This window comes from Mycobacterium sp. MUNTM1 (assembly GCF_054660795.1).
The window spans coordinates 1-20,147 of the sequence record NZ_BAAGDE010000052.1; the positions used below are offsets into that span (position 1 = coordinate 1).

20 protein-coding genes, 1 tRNA gene and 1 pseudogene are annotated in these 20,147 nt (G+C 68.8%); 10 read left to right on the plus strand and 12 right to left on the minus strand.

Translation table 11 applies throughout. From position 1 onward, the window contains the following. Nucleotides 1–136 (minus strand): annotated as a pseudogene (locus ACYQ8K_RS23670) (DUF3060 domain-containing protein); the annotation flags it as partial. 57 nt (nt 137–193) lie between these two features. Here ACYQ8K_RS23670 and ACYQ8K_RS23675 point away from each other — a divergent pair. Continuing rightward, nucleotides 194–1,213 (plus strand): NADP-dependent oxidoreductase, encoded by a 1,020-nt coding sequence (locus ACYQ8K_RS23675; RefSeq protein ID WP_459972818.1) that lies wholly within the window; start codon nt 194–196, stop codon nt 1,211–1,213. Here ACYQ8K_RS23675 and ACYQ8K_RS23680 read toward each other — a convergent pair. Further along, a complete protein-coding gene (locus ACYQ8K_RS23680) occupies nt 1,210–1,833 on the minus strand; it encodes a hypothetical protein (protein WP_459972819.1) in 624 nt (207 codons plus the stop codon). The two genes, ACYQ8K_RS23675 and ACYQ8K_RS23680, sit on opposite strands and share 4 nt — an antisense overlap. Before the next feature lie 302 nt (nt 1,834–2,135). Between ACYQ8K_RS23680 and ACYQ8K_RS23685 the strand changes: the two genes are divergently transcribed. Then, a complete protein-coding gene (locus ACYQ8K_RS23685; RefSeq protein WP_459972821.1) occupies nt 2,136–2,963 on the plus strand; it encodes a glycoside hydrolase family 16 protein in 828 nt (275 codons plus the stop codon). On the opposite strand, the gene ACYQ8K_RS23690 is transcribed toward ACYQ8K_RS23685, so the two are convergent. Then, nucleotides 2,964–4,406, minus strand: a complete 1,443-nt coding sequence (locus tag ACYQ8K_RS23690) for a glycosyltransferase family 39 protein (RefSeq protein ID WP_459972880.1) — start codon at nt 4,404–4,406, stop codon at nt 2,964–2,966. It lies immediately after the preceding gene. 231 nt (nt 4,407–4,637) lie between these two features. Here ACYQ8K_RS23690 and ACYQ8K_RS23695 point away from each other — a divergent pair, with 231 nt between their 5' ends. From ACYQ8K_RS23695 to ACYQ8K_RS23705, 3 genes are all read left to right on the plus strand, one after another. Then, a complete protein-coding gene (locus ACYQ8K_RS23695; RefSeq protein WP_007768747.1) occupies nt 4,638–4,943 on the plus strand; it encodes a hypothetical protein in 306 nt (101 codons plus the stop codon). 74 nt (nt 4,944–5,017) lie between these two features. Then, a complete protein-coding gene (locus ACYQ8K_RS23700) occupies nt 5,018–5,671 on the plus strand; it encodes a GAP family protein (protein WP_459972881.1) in 654 nt (217 codons plus the stop codon). A gap of 56 nt (nt 5,672–5,727) precedes the next feature. Then, nucleotides 5,728–6,399 (plus strand): GAP family protein, encoded by a 672-nt coding sequence (locus ACYQ8K_RS23705; protein ID WP_459972822.1) that lies wholly within the window; start codon nt 5,728–5,730, stop codon nt 6,397–6,399. On the opposite strand, the gene ACYQ8K_RS23710 is transcribed toward ACYQ8K_RS23705, so the two are convergent. Then, nucleotides 6,387–7,160, minus strand: coding sequence for a hypothetical protein (locus ACYQ8K_RS23710; RefSeq protein WP_459972824.1), 774 nt, complete (start codon nt 7,158–7,160; stop codon nt 6,387–6,389). The genes ACYQ8K_RS23705 and ACYQ8K_RS23710 overlap by 13 nt on opposite strands. Before the next feature lie 28 nt (nt 7,161–7,188). Here ACYQ8K_RS23710 and ACYQ8K_RS23715 point away from each other — a divergent pair, with 28 nt between their 5' ends. Continuing rightward, on the plus strand, nt 7,189–8,688 hold the full coding sequence (locus ACYQ8K_RS23715; RefSeq protein WP_459972826.1) for a diacylglycerol kinase family protein: 1,500 nt from the start codon (nt 7,189–7,191) through the stop codon (nt 8,686–8,688). On the opposite strand, the gene ACYQ8K_RS23720 is transcribed toward ACYQ8K_RS23715, so the two are convergent. The 4 genes from ACYQ8K_RS23720 to ACYQ8K_RS23735 form a co-directional block, all read right to left on the minus strand. Then, the gene (locus ACYQ8K_RS23720; RefSeq protein ID WP_459972828.1) at nt 8,633–10,075 is read right to left on the minus strand and encodes an FGGY family carbohydrate kinase; all 1,443 of its coding nucleotides are present in this window, start codon (nt 10,073–10,075) and stop codon (nt 8,633–8,635) included. The two genes, ACYQ8K_RS23715 and ACYQ8K_RS23720, sit on opposite strands and share 56 nt — an antisense overlap. After that, nucleotides 10,072–11,475 carry a mannitol dehydrogenase family protein gene (locus tag ACYQ8K_RS23725; protein ID WP_459972830.1) on the minus strand — a complete coding sequence of 468 codons (1,404 nt, stop codon included), beginning with the start codon at nt 11,473–11,475 and terminating at the stop codon, nt 10,072–10,074. Before ACYQ8K_RS23725 ends, ACYQ8K_RS23720 begins: the two co-directional genes overlap by 4 nt. Nucleotides 11,476–11,524: 49 nt before the next feature. Beyond that, nucleotides 11,525–11,869, minus strand: coding sequence for a DUF732 domain-containing protein (locus tag ACYQ8K_RS23730; RefSeq protein WP_459972831.1), 345 nt, complete (start codon nt 11,867–11,869; stop codon nt 11,525–11,527). 174 nt (nt 11,870–12,043) lie between these two features. Next, a complete protein-coding gene (locus ACYQ8K_RS23735; protein ID WP_459972832.1) occupies nt 12,044–12,385 on the minus strand; it encodes a DUF732 domain-containing protein in 342 nt (113 codons plus the stop codon). A 369-nt stretch (nt 12,386–12,754) separates the two neighbouring features. Between ACYQ8K_RS23735 and ACYQ8K_RS23740 the strand changes: the two genes are divergently transcribed. Next, nucleotides 12,755–13,294 carry a hypothetical protein gene (locus ACYQ8K_RS23740; RefSeq protein ID WP_459972834.1) on the plus strand — a complete coding sequence of 180 codons (540 nt, stop codon included), beginning with the start codon at nt 12,755–12,757 and terminating at the stop codon, nt 13,292–13,294. Between the two features lie 169 nt (nt 13,295–13,463). On the opposite strand, the gene ACYQ8K_RS23745 is transcribed toward ACYQ8K_RS23740, so the two are convergent. From ACYQ8K_RS23745 to ACYQ8K_RS23760, 4 genes are all read right to left on the minus strand, one after another. Beyond that, entirely contained in the window at nt 13,464–14,279 is an 816-nt protein-coding gene (locus ACYQ8K_RS23745; protein ID WP_459972835.1) for a L,D-transpeptidase, read from the minus strand. A 361-nt stretch (nt 14,280–14,640) separates the two neighbouring features. Then, complete coding sequence (locus ACYQ8K_RS23750; protein WP_459972837.1) at nt 14,641–15,444, minus strand: mycofactocin-coupled SDR family oxidoreductase; 804 nt, start codon at nt 15,442–15,444, stop codon at nt 14,641–14,643. A gap of 212 nt (nt 15,445–15,656) precedes the next feature. After that, complete coding sequence (locus ACYQ8K_RS23755; protein WP_459972839.1) at nt 15,657–16,493, minus strand: carotenoid biosynthesis protein; 837 nt, start codon at nt 16,491–16,493, stop codon at nt 15,657–15,659. Nucleotides 16,494–16,810: 317 nt separating this feature from the next. Next, a tRNA-Gly gene (locus ACYQ8K_RS23760) sits at nt 16,811–16,884 on the minus strand. A 158-nt stretch (nt 16,885–17,042) separates the two neighbouring features. Between ACYQ8K_RS23760 and ACYQ8K_RS23765 the strand changes: the two genes are divergently transcribed. The 3 genes from ACYQ8K_RS23765 (at nt 17,043) to ACYQ8K_RS23775 (ending at nt 20,134) form a co-directional block, all read left to right on the plus strand. Continuing rightward, entirely contained in the window at nt 17,043–17,678 is a 636-nt protein-coding gene (locus tag ACYQ8K_RS23765) for a hypothetical protein (protein ID WP_459972841.1), read from the plus strand. A 30-nt stretch (nt 17,679–17,708) separates the two neighbouring features. Further along, the gene (dcd, locus tag ACYQ8K_RS23770; RefSeq protein ID WP_459972843.1) at nt 17,709–18,281 is read left to right on the plus strand and encodes a dCTP deaminase; all 573 of its coding nucleotides are present in this window, start codon (nt 17,709–17,711) and stop codon (nt 18,279–18,281) included. Between the two features lie 131 nt (nt 18,282–18,412). Continuing rightward, on the plus strand, nt 18,413–20,134 hold the full coding sequence (locus tag ACYQ8K_RS23775) for a DUF7159 family protein (RefSeq protein WP_459972844.1): 1,722 nt from the start codon (nt 18,413–18,415) through the stop codon (nt 20,132–20,134). Nucleotides 20,135–20,147 lie beyond the last annotated feature (13 nt).

The following is a 20,147-nucleotide window of genomic DNA, read 5'->3' on the forward strand; positions in this document are numbered from 1 at the left end:
GGGTGCGGCCGGCGGGGGCGCGGGCGCGGGTGCGGCCGGCGGGCTGCGAACCGCCCTGCTCTGACGCCCGGGCCGTCTCGGCGAGCGGGCGCTCGAGTTCCCGGATCCGGTCTTCCGGGTCTTCGTTTGCTGCCATGAAATGAATATGCCATTCGCTTCTGCGTTTCCGGCCCGTTCGGTAGTTTTTACGATCGTGCCCGATTTGCCGAATCGCCAGGTCCTCCTTCGTCGCCGCCCCTCCGGGCTTGTCCAGCCGGACGACACGGAACTGGTCACCACGCCGGCCCCCGAACCCGCCGACGGCGAGGCGCTGCTGCGAACCACCTATGTCGGCATCGATGCCGCCGCCCGCACCTGGCTGGACGACCAGCCCAGCTACCTCCCGCCGGTGCAGTTGGGGGAGGTCATCCGGGCGGCCGGGATCGGCGAGGTGGTCGCGTCGCGGTGCGACGCCTACGCCGTCGGCGACGTCGTCACCACGCTGACCGGCTTCCAGGAATACGCGCTCATCCGCGACGACCTGTTCAGCACGCCGATCCCGGGCGAGGACGACCAGCTGGCCATCATGTCTGTCTACGGGCCGACCGGCGCCACCGCCTATTTCGGGATGACCGACATCGGCCGGCCGCAGCCCGGGGAGACGGTGGTGGTGTCGGCGGCCGCGGGTGCCACCGGATCGGTCGCCGGGCAGATCGCCAAGATCGCCGGCGCCCGGGTGGTGGGCATCGCGGGCGGGCCGGAGAAATGCCGGGCGGTGGTGGAGGACTTCGGGTTCGACGCGTGCATCGACTACAAGAACGACGACCTCGCCGCGGCGCTGAAAAAGCATTGCCCGCAACGCGTTGACGTCTACTTCGACAACGTGGGTGGCCCCATCCTCAACGCCGTGCTGGGCCGCCTGGCCGCCCGCGCGCGCGTCGTCCTGTGCGGCGTCATCTCGAGCTACCTCACCGGCGACCACCCCGGGCCGGCCAACTATGTGAACCTGCTGTCCAAGACCGCGCTGATGCAGGGGTTCAACGCGCTCGACCAATGGGGCCGCTTCGACGAGGCGTTCGCCGCGCTACGCCGGTGGGAAGCCGAGGGGCGACTTCACCACCGGCAGACCATCTTTGAGGGCATCGAGTCCTGCGTCGATGCCCTCAACGGCCTGTTCACCGGCGTCAACGTCGGCAAGACCCTGGTCAGGCTCAGCGAGCCCAGCCCCCGCTAGGCCTCGCCGAGTACCCGGTGCAGCGCCTTGCGCGCATCGGTCAGCGCCTCGAGCACCTTGGTCCGGGTCTCGGCGAGCTGCTGCTTCTGCTCGTCGGTGCCCGTCCATGCGATGGTGCGCGCCAGTCCGGCGATCTCGAAGAACTCCTTGCGGATCTTGAGAACGTCGCCGAACTTGGCCGCCCGGCCCAGGAACGCGTGCGCGGTCTCACTGCTGATTCCGCGCCAGGCCAACAGGTTTCGGCCGAGCTCGGTCAGCGTCGCCACGCCACCGTCGATGGTGACCACCCCGCGGCCGGCGAGGATGCCGATCGCCAGCTCGGCCACGTCCTGCGGTGGAGTGAACGCGCCGCCGGTCGCGTCGGACACCCGCCGCACCACCTGCGCGGCGTCGGCCGGCCCGTCCAACAGCAATGCCGCGGTGACGAACGCCGCGCGCTTGAGGCCGTGACGCCCCTTCTTGCCGAACGGTGCGAAGCCGGGACCGCCCCCACCCGGGCCACCGAAGCCCGGGCCGCCGAAGCCCGGTCCGCCGAAGCCGGGTCCACCGAAACCGGGTCCATCAAAGCCGGGACCGCCGAAGCCGGGTCCACCAAAACCACCGAAGAATCCATGAGACATGGCTGCTTTCCTTTCTCGAACTATCAACCTCCTTGATACCAGCGCCGTGGGAGATGTCAACGTGGTTGATGGTTGGCCCGGAAATCCCAGGAAGTGGGGGCCGCGGCTGCTATCGTCGCTTCGTTATGTCAGGGGGCTGGCGGCGACGGACCGGCACGCGGGTCGTGACCGGGAGTGCCGCGCGCGGATTGCGGCCGGATGCGGGCCACCCCACCGCGTGGTTTCATATCACCGTTTGCGAGAGTTGCCTGGGGAGATCTCGCCGCGCTTGACGGGCCGGCTTTGAACGATTGGTGGTTTAAATGGATCGTCGCAGCATGATGTTGATGTCGGGCCTCGGCATGCTCGGGGCTGCGATGCGCTTGCCGGGTGCCTGGGCCACCCCGTCGGGCCCGTCGGTGCCGGCCGCGCCGTCGGCGGGCGGCGGCGGCTACATCTTCGCCGACGAGTTCGACGGCCCGGCGGGTTCGGCTCCCGATCCGGGGAAGTGGACCATCCAGACCTGGCAGGACGACGTGTTCCCTCCGGTCGCGGGGATATACCGCGACGACCGGCGAAATGTGTTCCAGGACGGCAATTCCAACCTCGTCTTGCGTGCCACCCAGGAAGGGGACACCTACTACGGCGCCAAACTGCGGGGCAACTTTCGCAGCATGATCAACCAGACCTGGGAAGCGCGGATCAAGCTGAATTGTCTGGACCCAGGCCTCTGGTCCGCGTTCTGGGGTGTCAACGAGGATCCGCTGCCCGACGGCGAGGTCGACCTTTTCGAGTGGTACGGCAATGGCTCGTGGCCTCCGGGGACGACCGTGCACGCCGCGTCCAACGGCAAGACGTGGGAAGGCAAGTCCATCCCCGGCATGGTCGACGGCAACTGGCACACCTGGCGAATGCATTGGGGCGAGGAAGGTTTTCAATTCGCTCGCGACGGGGCACAGTACTTCAGCGTTCCGAACAAGCCCATCCACGTCCACGGCGGCGCCCCCGACGACTTCCGCTGGCCGTTCAACAATCCCGGCTACTGGATGACACCCATGTTCACCCTGGCGGTCGGTGGGGTCGGTGCCGGCGATCCCGCGGCGGCGACCTACCCGGCGGACATGCTCGTCGACTGGATCCACATCTGGTGACTATCGCTCCGCTTTGAGCACCTGGACCAAGTTGAACTGCCAGCGCTCCACCAACCGGAAGCCAAGGTCATGCGGCACAGCGAAGGCGGTGCTCGCCCAATAGACCGGGCCGGGCGGCAGCGCCGGACCCTGCTCGTGTGGCGGCTGGGACGGGTCGGCCTGGGTGATGATCCAGACGACGCCGCACCGGCTCAGCGGCCGGGCCACCACCTCGGGGATGAGATTGGTATCGAACACGTCGTTGCGGTCGGTCGCCTTCTGCCACAGCGTGAGATCGATCAGCTTGCGATAGGCATCCGGGCGCGCCGCCAGCAGCGGGCGCATGGGCGCCGGCATGAACGTCACCGTGTCGTTCACCAGTAGGCAATCGCCCGGCGCGGCCTTCGCGGTGATCAGGTCGGCGACCTGACTGTAGTCCATGCCGTACTTGGCGTACGGGTTGCGTTGCACCCGAACGTAATTGGGCGCGGCGGCCACTGCGAAAAGGCCGACGACCGCCGTCGTCACCCACGGTTTGACGGCCACCGCGCCACCGCAGACGCCCAGGATCAGCGCCAGCGCCGGCGCGGTGAAGCACAGGTAGCGCGGCGTGTAGATCGGATGAACCAGCGCGGAATACGTCACGATCGCCGCCGTCGGCGCCGCCAGCCACCCCGTCGCGAGCACCAGCAGCCGGCGCTGCGAATCCGCCAGGCGCGCGGACCCGCTGAGCCACAACACGATTGCCGCACCGATCAGCAACGCCGACAGCACCGCGAACGGCGGGCACCGCTCGAAATACTGCTGCATCAGCACGTCTTCGATGGTGCGGTGACCGATGGGTGCGACCCAACTGATCTGGTGCGCCTGCCCGGCGACCGTCATCAAAAACGGCATCAGGGCGCCGACGGCTACGGCAGACGCAATCAGGAAGCCCAGCAACGCAGTTCGGCTCCGGTGGAAGACGCCGATGAACAAGGCGTATGCCGCCAGCAGCAGCGCGAGGTAGGCGTCCAGCACGACCGAGCAGGCCAGCGCGACGGCATAGGACAGCCACAGCCAACCGCTGTTCCGGCGCGCGGCATGGACCAGCAGCACGGTCAGCCACACGGCGGCCATCATCGACATGGCGTAGGGGCGGGCCTCGATGCCCGCCCAGGTGGTCCGCGGCAGGATCGCGCAGAACGCCCCGGAGGCCACCGCGACGGTGCGGGACGAGAACTGCTTGCCCAGCACGACGACGCCGGCGGCGGCGCCGCCCACCGCGATGGCGCTGGGCGCGCGCGACCAGAACTCGGTGGGCGGGAAAACCTCGAACCAGCCGTGCATGAGCAGGTAGTACAAGCCGTGGACGGCGTCGACGTTGCCCAGCATGTGCCACATCTGGGCCAGCGACCGGCTGTAGGCGGCCGAGATGGTCGCGGCCTCGTCGTACCAGAAGGAGGGCCGGGCGGCACCGGCCATGCTCACCGCGGCGGCCAAGAAAGCGACGATCACCGGGTCCAGCCCGGCGGGCACCCCCGGCCGGCGATCGCCCAGCAGGCCGCGGCGACGCCGCGCCGCGTCTGTGGTTGCGATGCTCACCGAACCGCCCGGGACGTCGCGGTTTGGCTGAACACACCGCTATGTTGCCAGAAGCGAACCGGGCCGATTGGGGGGCTCAACCGGCCGCCTATTCGAACGTATGATCGATAAATGGGTCCGCTCGCATCGATCGGGTACAACGGCCAACCGGTCCGGAGCCCGTTTCGGGTGGTGCGTCCGGCGGTCGCCGTGCTGGTCGACCTGACGGTGCTCTTCCCGCGCGAGCCGCACCGTTCGGGGCGGTATCAGCCCAACGGTCTGCAGCTGCACAAGGTCGTCGAGGGGTGGCTGAGCTGCTGGGCCCTGTGCGAGCAGGGCGACTGGTGGGGGCTGGTGACCTATCCCGTCGCGTACGGCTCCAAGCGCAGGACGGTCACGCACTGGGTGCCCGCCTGGACGCTGCGCCGCAAAGGCTGACCGGTGCGGCCGAGCACTGCGTGAGCGCCACGCCGATGCAATGATTGCTGCCCGTGGACGCAAGTTGGGCCTCGGTGCTGAGCAAACTCATCGCGTTGGCGGCGGTCATCGCGCTGTCGCCGATCACGGTCATCCCCGCGGTGCTGGTGCTGCACGCGCCCCGGCCGCGCCCGGCCAGTCTGTCCTTTCTGGGCGGCTGGCTGCTGGGCCTGGTCGCGGTCACCGCCGCCTTCGTGAGCGGCTCGGAATTGCTCAGTGGCTTCCACGCGACCCCGCCGAAATGGGCGGCGTGGGTGCGGCTCGCGTTCGGCGTGGCCCTCCTCGCGCTGGCGGCCTACCACTGGTTCACCCGGCACCGGCAGCGCAGCATGCCGCGCTGGATGCGGTCGTTCTCCACCCTCTCGCCGGTGCGCGCCGGGGTGATGGGCGCGGTGCTGGTGCCGGTGCGCCCCGAGGTGCTGATCCTGTGCGCGGCCGCCGGGCTGGCCGTCGGCAACAGCAGCCTGAGCGCGGGCGCTCAGGTGATCGCGGCCGCCATCTTCGTCGTGCTGTCCGCGTCGACGGTCGCCGTCCCGATCTTGGGCTACGTCGGCGCCGGGGACCGCCTTGACGATGCCCTGGAACGTCTCAAAGCGTGGATGGAGGCGAACCACGACGCGATGATGGCCGTCATCCTGTTCCTGATCGGGTTGATAGTGCTCTACAACGGAATTCGCACACTGGCCTGACCCGCTTCGGCGCGTTTGGGCGTCGCATCGCCCGCGGCAATGGAAGGATGCCGCCCATGGCAGGAAGCTGGGGGACGGTGCTGACCGGGCTCGTTCCGCTTGGACTGGTCATCTCCCTCTCACCGCTCACCGTCATCCCGGCGGTGCTGGTGCTACAGGCGCCGCGGCCGCGGCCGAGCAGCCTCGCGTTTCTGGGCGGCTGGGTGCTGAGCCTGGCCGCGCTGACGGCGATCGCCGTCGCGGCCTCTGGCCTGCTGGGCGGCCTGGACAAGGCGCCCCCGCGGTGGTCGTCCTGGCTGCGCGTGGTGCTGGGGTCCGCGCTGATCGGGTACGGCGTCTACCGCTGGCTCACCCGGCACGGCCAGGCCGAATCCCCCGCCTGGATGCGCTCGTTCGCGAGCATCACCCCGGCGCGCGCGGGGATCACCGGGGCCGTCCTGGCCGTGGTGCGCCCGGACGTTGCGCTCATCTGCGTCCCCGCGGGACTGGGCATCGGCACCAGCGGGCTCGGCCCCGCCGGTGACTGGCTGGCCGCCGCGTTCTTCGTGGGCATCGCCGCCTCCAGCGTGGCGATCCCGATATTGGCCTACGTGGCGGCCGGGAGCCGCCTCGACGACACCCTGGCCGGGCTCAAGGACTGGATGGACCGCAACAACGGCGCCCTACTCGCGGCGGTCTTCGTCGTGATCGGCGCGATGGTGCTCTACCACGGGATTCACGCCCTGTAGCCGCCGTCGGCCAGGCCCGCGTCCTCTTCGAGCCTATTCACCTCACGAAAGACCAACTCGCGGAACAACTCTCGGCCATAGCCCACGAGCATGCCCAGATAGCCCCGGTCCGCCCATTGCGCGGCGTGCCGCTCCTCGTGGTGCAACACCCGGTCCAGGTCGAGGCGGCTCGCGCGGGGCGTGCCGTCGGCGTCGAGATACCAGGCATGCCCGGACGAGACGATGTGTCGAAGCTGCTCGCCGGGGTCGGCGACCCGTCCCGCGTTGACCATGAAGAGGTCACCCCAGGTGGTGCCGCCGCGCCGGCTGAACAGCCGTTGCGCCCAGTTGCCGCCCAGGCCCATGAGCATGCCGTTGGGGGTGGTGACCAGCCGCCCTCCGTTGCGATGTACGAAGGCGACGTCGCGGGTGTAGCTCCAGCGGTTTGCGTTCTGGCGGGCCATGATTCGCGTCACCTCGGCGGCGCCGTACGGGGTGACCGGAAAGTCGGTGGTCCGTCCGCCCGGCTTACCGTAACCGGTGCCCGCGTTGAGCACATACGTCATCAGCGCGGCGGCCCGGGCCCTCGCGCCGTCGGCGTAGGGCGGGATCAGGAAGAACGACTTGCCGTGCGGGTCGTGGAGCTCGGCCATGTTCTCCAGGACCCGGAAGCGCGCGGCGGTGACGTCGTGCCGGCGGGCGATCTCGGCGACGACGTGCGTGGCCACGCCGCAGCGCTCGGCGTTCTCGCGCCACCTCATGCAATAGCCCTGTGCGTCCATGTCTTCGCACCAATTTAGGGTGTAGCGAATGAACAGGGCCCCCTGGCAACGCGCGCGCGGCATCAAACAGATCACCCGGGGACTGGGCACGCTGGACCGGGAACTGTTCGATGCCATCGCCGAGACGGACACCCCGCTACTGGACACCGTCATGCCGCCGCTGACCCGGGCGGCCGACCGCTCGAAGCTGTGGGTCGGCATCGCCGCGGCGCTGTTCGCCACCGGCAGACCGAGCGCGCAGCGCGGCGCGACGCGTGGGCTGGTGACGCTGGCCGCGACGAGCCTGGTCACCAACCAGGTCGCCAAGCGGATCCGCCGGCGAGCCCGCCCCAGCTACGAGCTGGTGCCCTTGGTCAGGCAGGTCCGCCGCCGCCCGACGTCGAACTCGCTGCCGTCCGGACACTCCGCGAGCGCGGCGGCGTTCGCCATCGGGGTGGGGCTGGAGAGCCCGCCGCTGGGCTTCGGGCTGGCGCTGCTGGCCGGGCTGGTCGGTCTGTCGCGGGTGGTGACCGGCGCGCACTACCCCGGCGACGTCCTTGCCGGATTCGGCATCGGCTCCGGCATGGCGGTGCTGGGCGGCCGGCTCTTCCCGCCGATCGTCGAAACTGCCCTTCCGCGAACGGAACCGCTGCGCGTCGCGGCGCCGCAGCGTCCCGACGGCGCCGGCGTGGTCCTGGTCATCAACCCGGAGTCGGGCAGCGGCACCGGGGCCCGGGTGGTCGACGAGGTGCGTGCCGCGTTACCGAAGGCGGACATCCGCGAACTGGGCCCCGACGACGACGCGGTGCAGGTGCTGCGTGGCGCGGCTGAAGGCGCCGAGGTGCTGGCGGTGGGCGGCGGTGACGGCACGGTCGGGGCCGCCGCGGGGGTGGCCGTCGACGCGGGGCTACCGCTGGCGGTCTTTCCCGCCGGGACGTTCAACCATTTCGCCAAGGACATCGGCTGCGACACCGTGGCCAAGACGGTCGACGCGATCCGGCTCGGCCACGTGGCGTGCGTGGACCTGGTGTGCCTCAACGACTCTCAGATGGTCCTCAACACCGCCAGCATCGGCGCCTACCCGGCGTTCGTGCGGCGGCGGGAAAAGCTGGAGAAGCGCATCGGCAAGCCGCTCGCCGGCCTGTACGCCATGCTGCGCACGCTGCGCAAGGAGCAGCCCGTGCGCATCCGCTACGACAACAAGTCCCTGCTGACATCGCTGTTCTTCCTGGGCAATTCGCTGTACCTGCCGAGCGGGTTCGCGCCGGCGCGCCGGACCCGGATGGACGACGGCCTGATCGATGTGCGCATCCTCGAGACCGGCCGCCACTGGGCCAGGACCAGGATCCTGACCGCGCTGGCCCTGGGCCGGCTGGAGCGCAGCCCGCTCTACCACGAGTTGCAGGTGCCGGAATTCAGCTTCAGCGCCGTCGACGGTCCCACGGTGATCGCCTGCGACGGCGAGGTCGGCGACGAATACGACAAGGCCAGCTTCAGCGCGAAATATCGGGTCCTTTCGGTGTTTCGCCCGCTTCCCGACGACCGGTGACCGCCTCGGTGAGGTCGCGCACCCGCGCGTAGTGCGCCGGCACCTCGGGCGTGGGGTCGGCGGTGTATTCGTCGGTGGGCGGCGGATTCCACGCGGGCGGTCGGGGCGAGCCGCTCAACGACCACGCCGCCTGCCGCGCCGCACCCAGCGCGACGTACTGCGCCGGCGTGGGCGCCAGCACCGGCATGCCGAACACCGCGGGCGCGATCACCCGCAGCGCCCGGGATTGCGCGCCGCCGCCGACCAGCAGGATGCGCCGTGCGACGACGCCGTGCGCGGCCAGGTGCGCGACGCCGTCGGCGAGCAAACACAGCAGTCCCTCCACGGCGGCGCGGGCCAGGTTGGCCGGGGTGGCATTGGCGACCCGCAGGCCGTGCAGTGCACCGGTGGCGTTGGGCCGGTTGGGAGTTCGCTCACCCTCCAGGTAGGGGACCAGCACCAGCCCCGCGCTGCCCGGCGGCGCCGACAGCGCGAGCCGGGACAGCGCGTCCTGATCCACGTCCAGCATCGCGGCGGCGGCCTCCAGCACCCGCGCACCGTTGAGGGTGCACACCAGCGGCAGATAGCGGCCGCTGCCATCGGCGAACCCGGCGACGAAACCCGTGTCGTCGCGGACTGGATCCGCGGTGACGGCGGCCACCACCCCCGAGGTCCCGATCGAGACGATCACGTCGCCCTCCTCGGCGCCCAGGCCCATCGCCGCGGCGGCATTGTCCCCGAGGCCAGCGCCGAAAGTCATTGCAGCGCAATCGGTCCAGCCGGACGGGTGCAGCACGGTCGGCAGTCGAGGGCGGCGGCCGCGCAGCGCCAGCTCCAGCAGATCGGTACGGTAGGCGCCGGTCGCGGCGTCGTAGTAGCCGGTGCCGCTGGCGTCGCTGCGGTCGGTGGTCAGCGCCGCGATGTCCGTCTCGCCGCGCAGCCGCCAGGTCAGCCAGTCGTGCGGCAGCCCGACGGCCGCGGTGCGGTCGGCGTGCCACGGCTCGTGGTCGGCCAGCCAGCGCAGTTTCGCCACCGTGATCGCGGCCAGCGGCACCACTCCGACGGCCCGGGCCCAGGCCGCCGCGCCATCCAGCTCGTCGACGAGTGCGCGCGCGGCGTCGGCCGATCGCACGTCGTTCCACAGCAGAGCGGGGCGCACCACCTGCCCGGCCCCGTCCAGGCACACCATGCCGTGCTGCTGTGCGCCGACGGAGATCGCATCGACACCGTCCAGCCCGCCGGCCTTCGCGATCGCTGCTCGAGCGGCGGTTTCCCATGCCGCCGGGTTGATTTCGGTGCCGGTCGGGTGACCGGCGTGCCCCTCGCGGACCACCCGGCCGGTGGCGGCATCGCACACCAGCACCTTGCAGGACTGCGTCGACGAGTCGATGCCGGCGACCAGGGTCATCGTCCGTCGGCCCCGAGCAGCGCCAGCAGCGTGGCGCGCGCGCCGTGTCGGTGCAGCGACTCCAGCGCCCACAGGTAGGACTCGCGGAAACGCTCGTGGTCCACGAGGTCGCCGAACACCGAACGGTTGGCCAGGAATGCCACCGGGTCGTCGCGTTGCGAGCGGGCGATCGGGACCAGGGTGTCGGCGAGCCGGTCCACCACCTCGATCGGTTCGCCCTCTTCGCCGACTCCCTCGGCGTAGCGTGCCCAGCTTGCGACGATCGCCGCGGACAGTCGCACGGGGCCGCCGGAGCGCAAGTTGTCGCGCACCACGGGCAACAACCACTTCGGGATGCGGTCCGAGGATTCGGCGCACAGCCTGGCCACGGTGTCCCGGATGTAGGGGTTGGCGAAGCGCGGCAGCAACCCGCCCCGGAATTCGTCGAGCCCCGGAACGCGCTCCAACGTCGGAGTGGCCTCCGAATCCATATACCGGACAAGGAATTCGGCGATCAATGGATCGCGGGCGGCGTCGTGCACCAACCGGTAGCCGCACAGGTAGGCGAAATAGCACAGGCCCTGATGCCCGGCGTTGAGCAGCCGCAGCTTCATCGCCTCGTACGGTGCCACGTCGTCGACGAGTTGCACCCCGGCTTGGTCGAGCGGTGGTCGGCCGTCGGCGAACTTGTCCTCGACCACCCACATGGCGAAGGGTTCCGCGATCACGGGCCAGGCGTCGGTCACCCCGAATTCGGAGTCCAGCCGGGTGAGCACGTCGGGTGTGGTCACCGGCGTGATCCGGTCAACCATCGAATTGGGGAAGGTGGTCCTCTCGCGCATCCATTGCGCGAGTTCGGGATTGATTCGCTCGGCGTATGACGTGAAGACGCGTGCCGCCACGTCTCCGTTGCCGGCGATGTTGTCGCAGGAGACGATCGTGGGGGAGGGCAGGTCGCGCTTGCGCCGCCGGTTGCACGCCTCGGCCACCAACCCGAACACCGCGCTGAGTGGTGGCTGATAACCGCCCTCGGTGATGGTGAGCGAGATGATCCGGGTGGCCGGATCGGCCAGCAGGTCGATCACGGATTCGGGATCGTCAGGCGCGTAACGGTAGTCGACGATGGAGCCGATGACTCGCGGCTGCCGGGTGCCGTCGGGGTGTTCGAGGATCAGCGTGTACAGGTGGTCCTGGTCACGCAGCACGTCGCGCATGCGCTCATCGTTGGGCAGCACACCGATTCCGCAGATCCCGAAGTCGCGGGCGAGCCCGTCGCTGAGTAGCCGGTCGATGTACATGGCCTGGTGGGAACGGTGGAAACCGCCGACGCCGAAATGTGCTATGCCGATGCCGATTTGGCCGCGGTCATACGTGGGGACCGGGATCTCGAGGCCGGCCAGGTTCCGTGCGTTCAGCTTCACTCGGGTGACACCTTAGCGCGGACCGCTCGGCGCGGGGGTTAATCCGCCGTCAGGCGCTGGGGCACAGATCGCGCAGGGCGAAGATCACCACGTCTGCGGCCTGCCGGCCGTTGATCCCGCCGGTGCCCTGGTCGGCGTCCGAGCGTTGCAGCGCCAATCCCTCCAGCTGCTGCGGTGAAGCGCCCCACGAAAGCTGCTGGCACAGGTCCGCGCCCATCTGCAACAGCTCCGGGTCGCCGCCGTTGACGGCGTGGATCCCGGCGCCGTGCAGGTCGTTGATGAAGGCGGCCTGGTCGGCCCGCGCCGGTCCGGCGCAGAGGACCCCGGCGAGCAGCAGCGGGCCGCTCGCCAGCGCCGCGCCCATGAACCGGCCATATAGCCTGCGTGCCGCCATCCAACCTTCTCCTTATGTCTGTGCCCGATGCGGATGATGCACTTTTACACAAAAGTGCGACGACCCGCTGCGCAAACAATTCCGGAGAATGAATAGTCGGCAAAGAACGGTTGCCGGGCCCGTGCGGTGTCGACCGCGACCGCGTTGCGAATCTGCGAAGTACGGAAGGTCGGGTCAGGCGCCGGGGCAGAGGTCACGCTCGGCGTAGCCGACGATGTCGTTGGCTTGCTGGGGACTGAGCCCACCTGCCCCTTGCCGGTCGTCGGAGCGTTGCAGCGCCAAGCCCACCAGCTGGGATTCAGGAGCGCCCCACGACAGCTGCTGGCAGACGTTCAGCCCGGCCTGAAGCAGCGCCGCGTCACCACCGGTGACGGCGTGAACCCCATCCCTGTGCATGTCATTGAGGAAACCGGCGGCGTCGGCCTGCGCTGGGCCGGCCCACGCGAGGCCGGCGAGAAGCGGGCCGCCGAACAGGACTGAACCGATGAACCCGGTGGTGAGACGACGTGCTGACATAGCCCCTTCTCCTCGTTACGTCAACAGTTCTAATCTCGATGTTAACTTCTACGTAACCTTGACAACAGTAACTGTTCACCAACAGTTCCCTGTGAATGACCTGCGGAAAAATAAAGTCCGTGAGATCGAAAGTCGGTTTCCGCCGAGGTCGCCGATCTGGTCGTGATGGGCGGGTCGATCGGCGTCCGGCGCAGGTGTTCCGATTCGTGACACCGTTGTGACGTCACCATTTGGAAACGGCACGGTGCGGCGTGGCGCGTGTCGCGAGTCGCCTGCTGACAATTGGCGCGGGCGTGAAATCGGCCTCGGTACGGCTAGGCGGGCCTGCTGCACCAAATGGGAAATAGCTGAGCGTGAATATAAGGAGAGTTGGCGCTGATGGCGATCGTCGATCGGTTCAACATCAAAGTAGTTGCCGGCGCTGGGTTGTGCGGAGCTGCTATCGCGTTGAGCCCCGACGCGGCGGCCGCCCCGCTGATTACGGGTGGCCACGCGTGCATCGAGGGGCAGTCGGGCGAGGTGGCGCCCGCCGCGGGCGGGCCGGGTGCAGCCGCCGGCACGGTGGCCGCGGGCGCGCCGGCCGCCGGGGGCATATGCGCGGCGCCCATGACCGACATGTCCGGTGTGCCAATGGCCGTGCCGGGACCGCTGCCGGTCGGTGCGCCGCTGCCGATCGTGCCGCCGCTGCCCATCGCGCCGCCGGTGCCCCTGGTGCCTCCGGTGCCCGTGGTCCCGGCCGGTGCGCCGCTGATCGCGCTCGGCGGGCCGCTGGCCGCCGGCGCTCCGCTGGAGGCGGCCGCGCCGATCATCGACATGTCCGGGGTGAAGGACGCGCCGACCGGTCCGGCCCCGACCGGTGGGCCGGTGGACGGTCAGCCGGTTCGCCCCGGCCCCTCGGGCGCGAGCTGAGGCCGAATCGGTCTCCAGTGAACGGGCCGGGCCCGCTGGTTATCACCAGCGGGCCCGTTCCGTTTGTTGGCCGGCGGTTGCCTTCGGCGCTGAGAGACCCACGCCGTCAAGACAATTGAAGCTCCGCACCCGGCTTGCGGCTGGGTGCGGAGCTTCGTAAAGTGCGGGACTACTCCTGGACGATCACCGGGTCGCCGACGTGGACGTGGTCGTAGTACCACTCGGCGTCGTCGGGGCTCAGGCTTATGCAGCCGTGGCTGACGTTCTCCAGCCCCAGGGCGGGGACGGCCCACGGAGCCGAATGCACGAACAGTCCGCGGCCGGTGATGCGGACCGCGTAATTGACCGTCAGCAGGTAACCGTTGGGGTCGTCGACCGGGATGCCGACGCTGCTCGAATCCATGGTCACCGCTTCCTCTTTGGACAGGACGGTGTAGGAGCCGACCGGCGTCGGGTATTCCGGCCTACCCATCGACGCCGGCATCACGCCCTGCTCGCCGAAGTGCGGGCGGTGGTGCGGCGCCGGCAGCGAGGTCGGCGGTCCCGCTTCGGTGCCGTCGATGCTGACGGTGAAGGTGTGCTCGGAGATGCTGGCCACGCCGATCACGGCGGGGCCCGTTTTGATCTCCGCATTCGCGCCACCCACGGTCAACGCAATTGTGCTGTGCGCCGGCCAGTATCGGTCCGGAACCCACTGGACGACCTTGTTGTCGAGCCATTCGAACTTGCCGGTCATCGCTGGCGTCGATTTGACGTCAACGGCACGCTCGGCCGCCCGGCGGTCAGCTGAGTTAATAATGGGCGCAGTGAATTTCACCTGGATCGGATGCGCCACCCCGACCACCTCGTCGCGGCCCGGCGAAATCGACGCTATCGCGAATCCATGCGACTGGTTCGCCGCCGCCAGGCTCACGCCGGCCGGCGTCACGACAACACTCGCAGCGGCTCCAATCACCGCAAGAACACACCGAACACCCGTCCGCATGGCTCCAATTCCTTTTAACTGACATAGTTGCAATAGGATGATAAATGTGCGCTGACCTGCGGAAGCGTAAGGGCGCGTTGATATTTGGCCACGCGACGGTCACGGTTTGGCCAAGGCGGGTTTACGCCGGGGCGCCGATCGTGGCGCCGTGACCAGGCGCTTAGCACCCCGGGTGAATACGCCAGTGCGACGGGCCGGCGGTGGCGAATCGCGACGGTGTTGTGACACGGCCATGGCCCAGCAAATACGATCAGGGCCTCCGCGCGCCCCGGCGCCCTGCGGCCGTCTCGCCCGGAGCACCCGCAGCAGCCAAACGGCACGCCGCCACGCATCGCACGACCGCAACCCCCGTCGGGGTTCGTCAGTGGATGCGCGCGCTGCCGCCGAGGCCGATCTCGAGCACGCTTCCGGTGATGACCCCGGGGTCGGTGACCAGATAGACCACGCCGCGGCTGACGTCCTCGGGCTGCAGCCAGGGCTGGGGTATCGGGTTGGCCTTCGTCATCCGGCGCACCAGGTCGTCGGGCACATCATCGCTTCCGGTGGGCTGCACCATCGGCGTCTGGGTGGTGGTCGGGCAGACGACGTTGATCGTGATGCCCTCCTTGGCGACCTCGAGGGCCGCGGACTTCGCCAGGCCGATGACGCCCCACTTGGTGGCGTTGTATGCGGCCAACTCGGGGATGCCCATGCGGCCGCCCATCGAGGAGGTCACCACGATCCTGCCGAAGCGCTGTTGCCGCATCACCGGGATGGCGGCCCGCAGGACGTGAAACGCGCCGGTCAGGTTCGTGTCGATCAGCTGTTGCCACACCACGTCGCTGACGTCTTCGAGCGGCCCGGTGCTGACGATTCCGGCGTTGGCCACCACGATGTCGAGGCTGCCCATGTCGGCGACCGTCTGCTTGATCGCCGCGCCGACGGCGGCCGAATCGCGCACGTCCAGGGTGAGCGGCAAGCAACGCCGGCCCAGCTCTTCGACCAGCTTGGTGGTTTCCCGCAGGTCGTCCTCGGTGCCCAGCGGATAGGTCAGGTCCGTCATCGCACCGGGGGCGTCGGCGGCCACGATGTCGGCTCCTTCGCCCGCCAGCGCCAGCGCGTGCGCGCGGCCCTGCCCTCGAGCTCCACCGGTGATAAAGGCCACGCGTCCATCCAAGGCACCCATGCGGGTAAAGCTACCAGCGGGTTAGGCGCGTCCCGGCGCGCCGGGTCGGGTTGTGAAACCGATTGCCGCGGGCGAGGTTTCGGGGCCCACGCTCAGCGTGACATTCGCGTGGCTGCGTAGTAATGAAAGAAGCGCCATGAAGCCCGAAGAGCACGACGTAGTGTTGTGCCGCTTGTGGTTAGGCCGGTTTGCGGCCCCACACGGCGCGCCGATCAAGCCTCGTCTGTAGAAAAACGAAGGATCTTCGACGGCTGACGACTGTAGAGGCGGACCAGCGCCATGATCCCAGTGAGAAGAATGGTGAATAACGCTGCCGATGCCCCTGATTCGTACACGTCGGCAATCTGGATGGTTTTGCCGCCGCGGACCGCGACGCCGTCGGCCGGATGGATCAGGCTGGTGAAGACCTGGGTGGCGGTGGAAAGCCAGAACAGGCACGGCAGCAGCCAGTACGTGCGGGTTCGGGTGGCGGGCCCTCCGGGGAATCGCGCCTCGACGAGCGCGACGAGCTGAAAGATCAGCCAGCCCGTCAGCAGCCAGCCGAGAAAGTTGGTCAGCGGGACTCCCAGCGCGCCGGTCGGGTGGTGATAGGAGTACCAGTCGTGCGCCGTCGCCCCGATGGGGTCGTTTACCAGGTCATAACCGCCAAGGATGAATGTCGCCACGATGGGCGTCGTAAAGCGTTCGGCGCCACCGACAGCCGCATCGGGAGCGGGTCGCATGATCACCCGGGCCAGCGCCCAGGCCAGCCAGCCGAACATGATCCAGCTGACGACGGCGACCGGGGGAACGCCCAGGGGTTTCGGACCGGGCAGGTGATGGGTGTAGGAGCCGAACGGGAATCCGGTCGCGACACCGATCGCCTCCAAGGCGAACGCAACAACGCCGGCGATGGCGACGAATGCGCCCATGCCCTTGACGCCGTAGCCCAGCCACGCATGGACGACCACAAACAGAAGGACGAATCCCATTTGGGCGCCCCCGGCTTGCGCGGCCAGCGACGGACGAACCGCCATCACCACCGCAGCGAGCACCGTGAGGACGAGCAAGACCCAGCACGATGCCCTGAGAATCTGCCACCGTGTCTCCGTTTGGCCAGGCGGTCGCGTCAGCGTATCGGTTGCCAGTCGTTGTGTGGCCTCTTCACTGGTCATGTTTGCGCACCCTCAGCCGTGCTGTTCGGCGCGCCCGACGCACGCCGATTCTTTTGGGTTACGTTATCGCCCGGGGGGTGCGGATCTCAGCTATTCCCGGCTGCATGAGGCAGGCCGATGCTCGCGATATCTCATTCCCGAACTAAGGGAACCGCTGCGGGACCGAGTGGTGGCGTGCGCATACGCCACAGAGTGATATGCCCAGCTCACCGTGGAGCCGATGACGGGAATCGAACCCGCGTATTCAGCTTGGGAAGCTGATGTTCTGCCATTGAACTACATCGGCACTGTCGCCAAGGAAGGCTAGCACCCGGCGGCGGCCGTCGAGGTCAGGACGGCTCATCGACCGCGGCGCAGCGCCGGCCCTCCGAATCAGAGTTATTCCTTTCACAAATTCACAGGCTCATATTTATTATTTCGTTATTGCACCGTAATGTGCACGACGTGGGTCGACACGAGTTAGCCAGGAAGCGGCGTAGACTATCCGTGGCCCTGGCAGCGGTGCTCGCCCCCGCGGCCGTCTTCTTCGCGGCGTCCGCGGATGTCCACCCCTCTGCGCCCCGTGCCGAGGCGAAACCCGTTATCAGCGACACCACTCCGTGCTGCGTTCAAATCGTGACGGCGGCGTCGCACCGTCTCATCAAGGGATCCCCTGATGCCGAGCCCGCCGCGGCGTCGCGGTATCACACCCGGGGCCGTTTCCTGACCGCCGACGTCGCCCCGGAACGGGGCATGCAGGTGCGGACGATCCTGGTCGCGCGGAGCATCACCGCGGAGTTCCCGCAGATCCACGAGATGGGGGGAGTGCGCCCGGATCCGTTGCCGTGGCACCCCCTCGGCCTGGCGGTCGACGTGATGATTCCCAACCCGGGGTCCGACGAGGGCATCGCGCTGGGCAATGCGATCGTCGCCTACGTGCTACAGAACGCCAACCGGTTCGGCATCCAGGACGCGATTTGGCGGGGTGTCTACTACACGCCCGGCGGAGCCCAGGCGAGCCGGCTCGGCCACTACGACCACGTGCACGTCACGACCACCGGGGGCGGATATCCGAACGGCAGCGAGGTCTACCTCCGCTGAACACGTAGAGCAGCCAGCTAGGCTCGTCGCGTGCTGCTCTCCGACCGCGACCTCAGGTCCGAAATCACCGCCGGGCGGCTCGGCATCGAGCCATTCGAAGCCGGCCTGGTGCAGCCGTCCAGCATCGACGTGCGGCTTGACTGCATGTTCCGAGTGTTCAACAACACCCGCTACACCCACATCGACCCGGCCAAGCAACAGGACGAGCTGACCAGCCTGGTCGAACCCGCCGCCGGCGAGCCGTTCGTGCTGCATCCCGGCGAGTTCGTGCTCGGCTCGACGCTGGAACTCATCACCCTGCCCGACGACCTCGCCGGGCGCCTGGAGGGCAAGTCGTCGCTGGGCCGCCTCGGCCTGCTGACGCACTCGACCGCCGGGTTCATCGACCCCGGCTTCAGCGGCCACATCACGCTGGAGCTGTCCAACGTCGCCAACCTGCCGATCACCTTGTGGCCGGGCATGAAGATCGGTCAGCTGTGCATTCTGCGGCTGACCAGTCCCGCCGAACACCCTTACGGCAGTAGGCAAGTAGGTTCGAAGTATCAGGGCCAGCGAGGACCGACCCCGTCGCGCTCCTATCAGAACTTCATAAGGACTACATAGGTTCTGAGGGGCTCTCACGCCCCCCTTGTGCGCGATACTTAGTTAGCCATGGTTTTTTCCTCCGCCTGGCCATGGCTCATCGTGCAATACCTTTGGAGGGGGTTGTATTGGATATCGTGCTCGGGGTGTCGATGGCACCGTCATCGATCCAAATGGTCGTGCTGGAAGGCGAATACGCCGACGGCGCCACGGTAGAAGAGGACACGTTCGACGTCGCTGACGTCGACGACGCGGCTACGACGACCGGGCCCGATCAAGTCATCTCCGCCATCCTGGGCACCCGCGAGGGCGCGGTCGACGCCGGTCTCGAGCTGTCGTCGATCGGCGTGACGTGGACGGATCAACTCGAAGCTGCGGCGTTGCGCGACGCGCTGGCCGCCCACCGGATCGACAACGTGATGCTGGTCTCGGCCTTTCTGGCCGCGGCGGCGCTGGCGCAAAATGTCGGCGGCGCAATGGGTTACGAGCGCACCGCCGTGCTGCTGGTCGAGCCCGACACCGCGACGCTGGCGGTCGTCGAGACGTCCGACGGTTCCATCCCGGACGTCTACAAACAGCAGATCCACGCCGAGTCCTACGGCGATGCCGCCGAGCAGCTCAGCGCGATGGTCGCAGGGATGGAGAAGCTCGAACTCCTGCCGGGCGGCCTGTTCCTAGTCGGCTCGGGCATCGACGTCGCTCCGCTGAAGCCGGTGTTGCAGGCGACGACGTTCCTCGATGTGAGTGTGGCCGAGGAGCCGGAGACGGCGCTGGCCCGCGGGGCGGCGCTGGCGTCGGCGAACGCGCCGCTGTTTGCCTCGTCGACCGCCGCGCTGGCCTATGCGCAAGACCCGGGCACCGGCGCGGTGGACCAGTACTCCCTTCCCGAATACCTCTATGTCCCATTCGGACGGGAGGCCGGCGACGACGAGCTCGCCTACAGCGCGGTGGGGGACGACGACGCCGAATCAGCGACCGTCGTCATCGAGAAGCTCTTCCTTCCCGAAGAGAGCCAGCCGAAGCGGCGGCCGGTCCTGCTGGTCGGCAGCGGGCTGGCGGTGGTCGGGATCAGCGCGGTGCTGGCGCTCGAGATCGCGTTGGCGATCGGCATCCGCAACACCGGAACCGTGGCCTTGCAACCCACCCCGGGCCAGCACCTCATCGTGCCCGAACAGCCGCCGGCACCGGCGCCGGTGCAAGCGTCCCAGCCGCTGGCGAAGATGAGCGTGCCCGCCCCGGCGGCAGCACCCCAGCCGTTGAGTCCGCCGGCCGCCGCGCCGCTGCCCGCGGTTCCGCCGCCGGCGGCGCCTCCGCCGCCCGCTGCGCCGATCGTTCCGGTTCCCGTCGTGCTTCCCCCGGTACCGGTACCGGTTCCGGTGCCCGTGCATATTCCGGTTCCCGACCCCATCGACCCCCCGATGCTGGCGGTCCCGCCGCATCTGTCCATCCCACAACCGGCCCAGCCGCAACCTCCGGTGCACCTGCCCCAGCCCCCGCAGGTCACCGTGCCGCAGTCGCCGCCGCACCAGACGCCCCCTAGCGAGGGCACCCCGCCCAAGCCGAGCGGCCCCGGCAACTACGGCGGCGGCCACTCTCCGACCCCTGGTGAGAACGGCCCGGGCGGTCCGGGCGGGCATGTCCCGACGCCGGGTTCGGGTGGTCCGGGTGGCTTGGGTGGCGGTCACGCTCCGGCGCCCGGCGGTGGCGGTGGTCTCGGTGGCTTCGGTGGCGGTCACGCTCCGGCGCCCGGCGGTGGCGGTGGTCTCGGTGGCTTCGGTGGCGGTCACAGCGGCGGCGGCTTCGGTGGGGGCGGCGGCTTCGGTGGTGGTCACAGCGGCGGCGGCTTCGGCGGCGGAGGCGGCGGGCACCACTAGTTCGCTTGCCAAC

What these genes read in the sequence shown, in the direction of transcription:
- ACYQ8K_RS23705 (WP_459972822.1), top strand. Translation starts at nt 5,728, where the DNA reads ATGGCAGGAAGCTGGGGGACGGTGCTGACCGGGCTCGTTCCGCTTGGA.
- ACYQ8K_RS23685 (WP_459972821.1), top strand. Translation starts at nt 2,136, where the DNA reads ATGGATCGTCGCAGCATGATGTTGATGTCGGGCCTCGGCATGCTCGGG.
- ACYQ8K_RS23680 (WP_459972819.1), bottom strand. Translation starts at nt 1,833, where the DNA reads ATGTCTCATGGATTCTTCGGTGGTTTTGGTGGACCCGGCTTCGGCGGT.
- ACYQ8K_RS23750 (WP_459972837.1), bottom strand. Translation starts at nt 15,444, where the DNA reads ATGGGTGCCTTGGATGGACGCGTGGCCTTTATCACCGGTGGAGCTCGA.
- ACYQ8K_RS23715 (WP_459972826.1), top strand. Translation starts at nt 7,189, where the DNA reads ATGAACAGGGCCCCCTGGCAACGCGCGCGCGGCATCAAACAGATCACC.
- ACYQ8K_RS23735 (WP_459972832.1), bottom strand. Translation starts at nt 12,385, where the DNA reads ATGTCAGCACGTCGTCTCACCACCGGGTTCATCGGTTCAGTCCTGTTC.
- ACYQ8K_RS23690 (WP_459972880.1), bottom strand. Translation starts at nt 4,406, where the DNA reads ATGGCCGGTGCCGCCCGGCCCTCCTTCTGGTACGACGAGGCCGCGACC.
- ACYQ8K_RS23695 (WP_007768747.1), top strand. Translation starts at nt 4,638, where the DNA reads ATGGGTCCGCTCGCATCGATCGGGTACAACGGCCAACCGGTCCGGAGC.
- ACYQ8K_RS23745 (WP_459972835.1), bottom strand. Translation starts at nt 14,279, where the DNA reads ATGCGGACGGGTGTTCGGTGTGTTCTTGCGGTGATTGGAGCCGCTGCG.
- ACYQ8K_RS23775 (WP_459972844.1), top strand. Translation starts at nt 18,413, where the DNA reads ATGGCACCGTCATCGATCCAAATGGTCGTGCTGGAAGGCGAATACGCC.
- ACYQ8K_RS23720 (WP_459972828.1), bottom strand. Translation starts at nt 10,075, where the DNA reads ATGACCCTGGTCGCCGGCATCGACTCGTCGACGCAGTCCTGCAAGGTG.
- ACYQ8K_RS23730 (WP_459972831.1), bottom strand. Translation starts at nt 11,869, where the DNA reads ATGGCGGCACGCAGGCTATATGGCCGGTTCATGGGCGCGGCGCTGGCG.
- ACYQ8K_RS23710 (WP_459972824.1), bottom strand. Translation starts at nt 7,160, where the DNA reads ATGGACGCACAGGGCTATTGCATGAGGTGGCGCGAGAACGCCGAGCGC.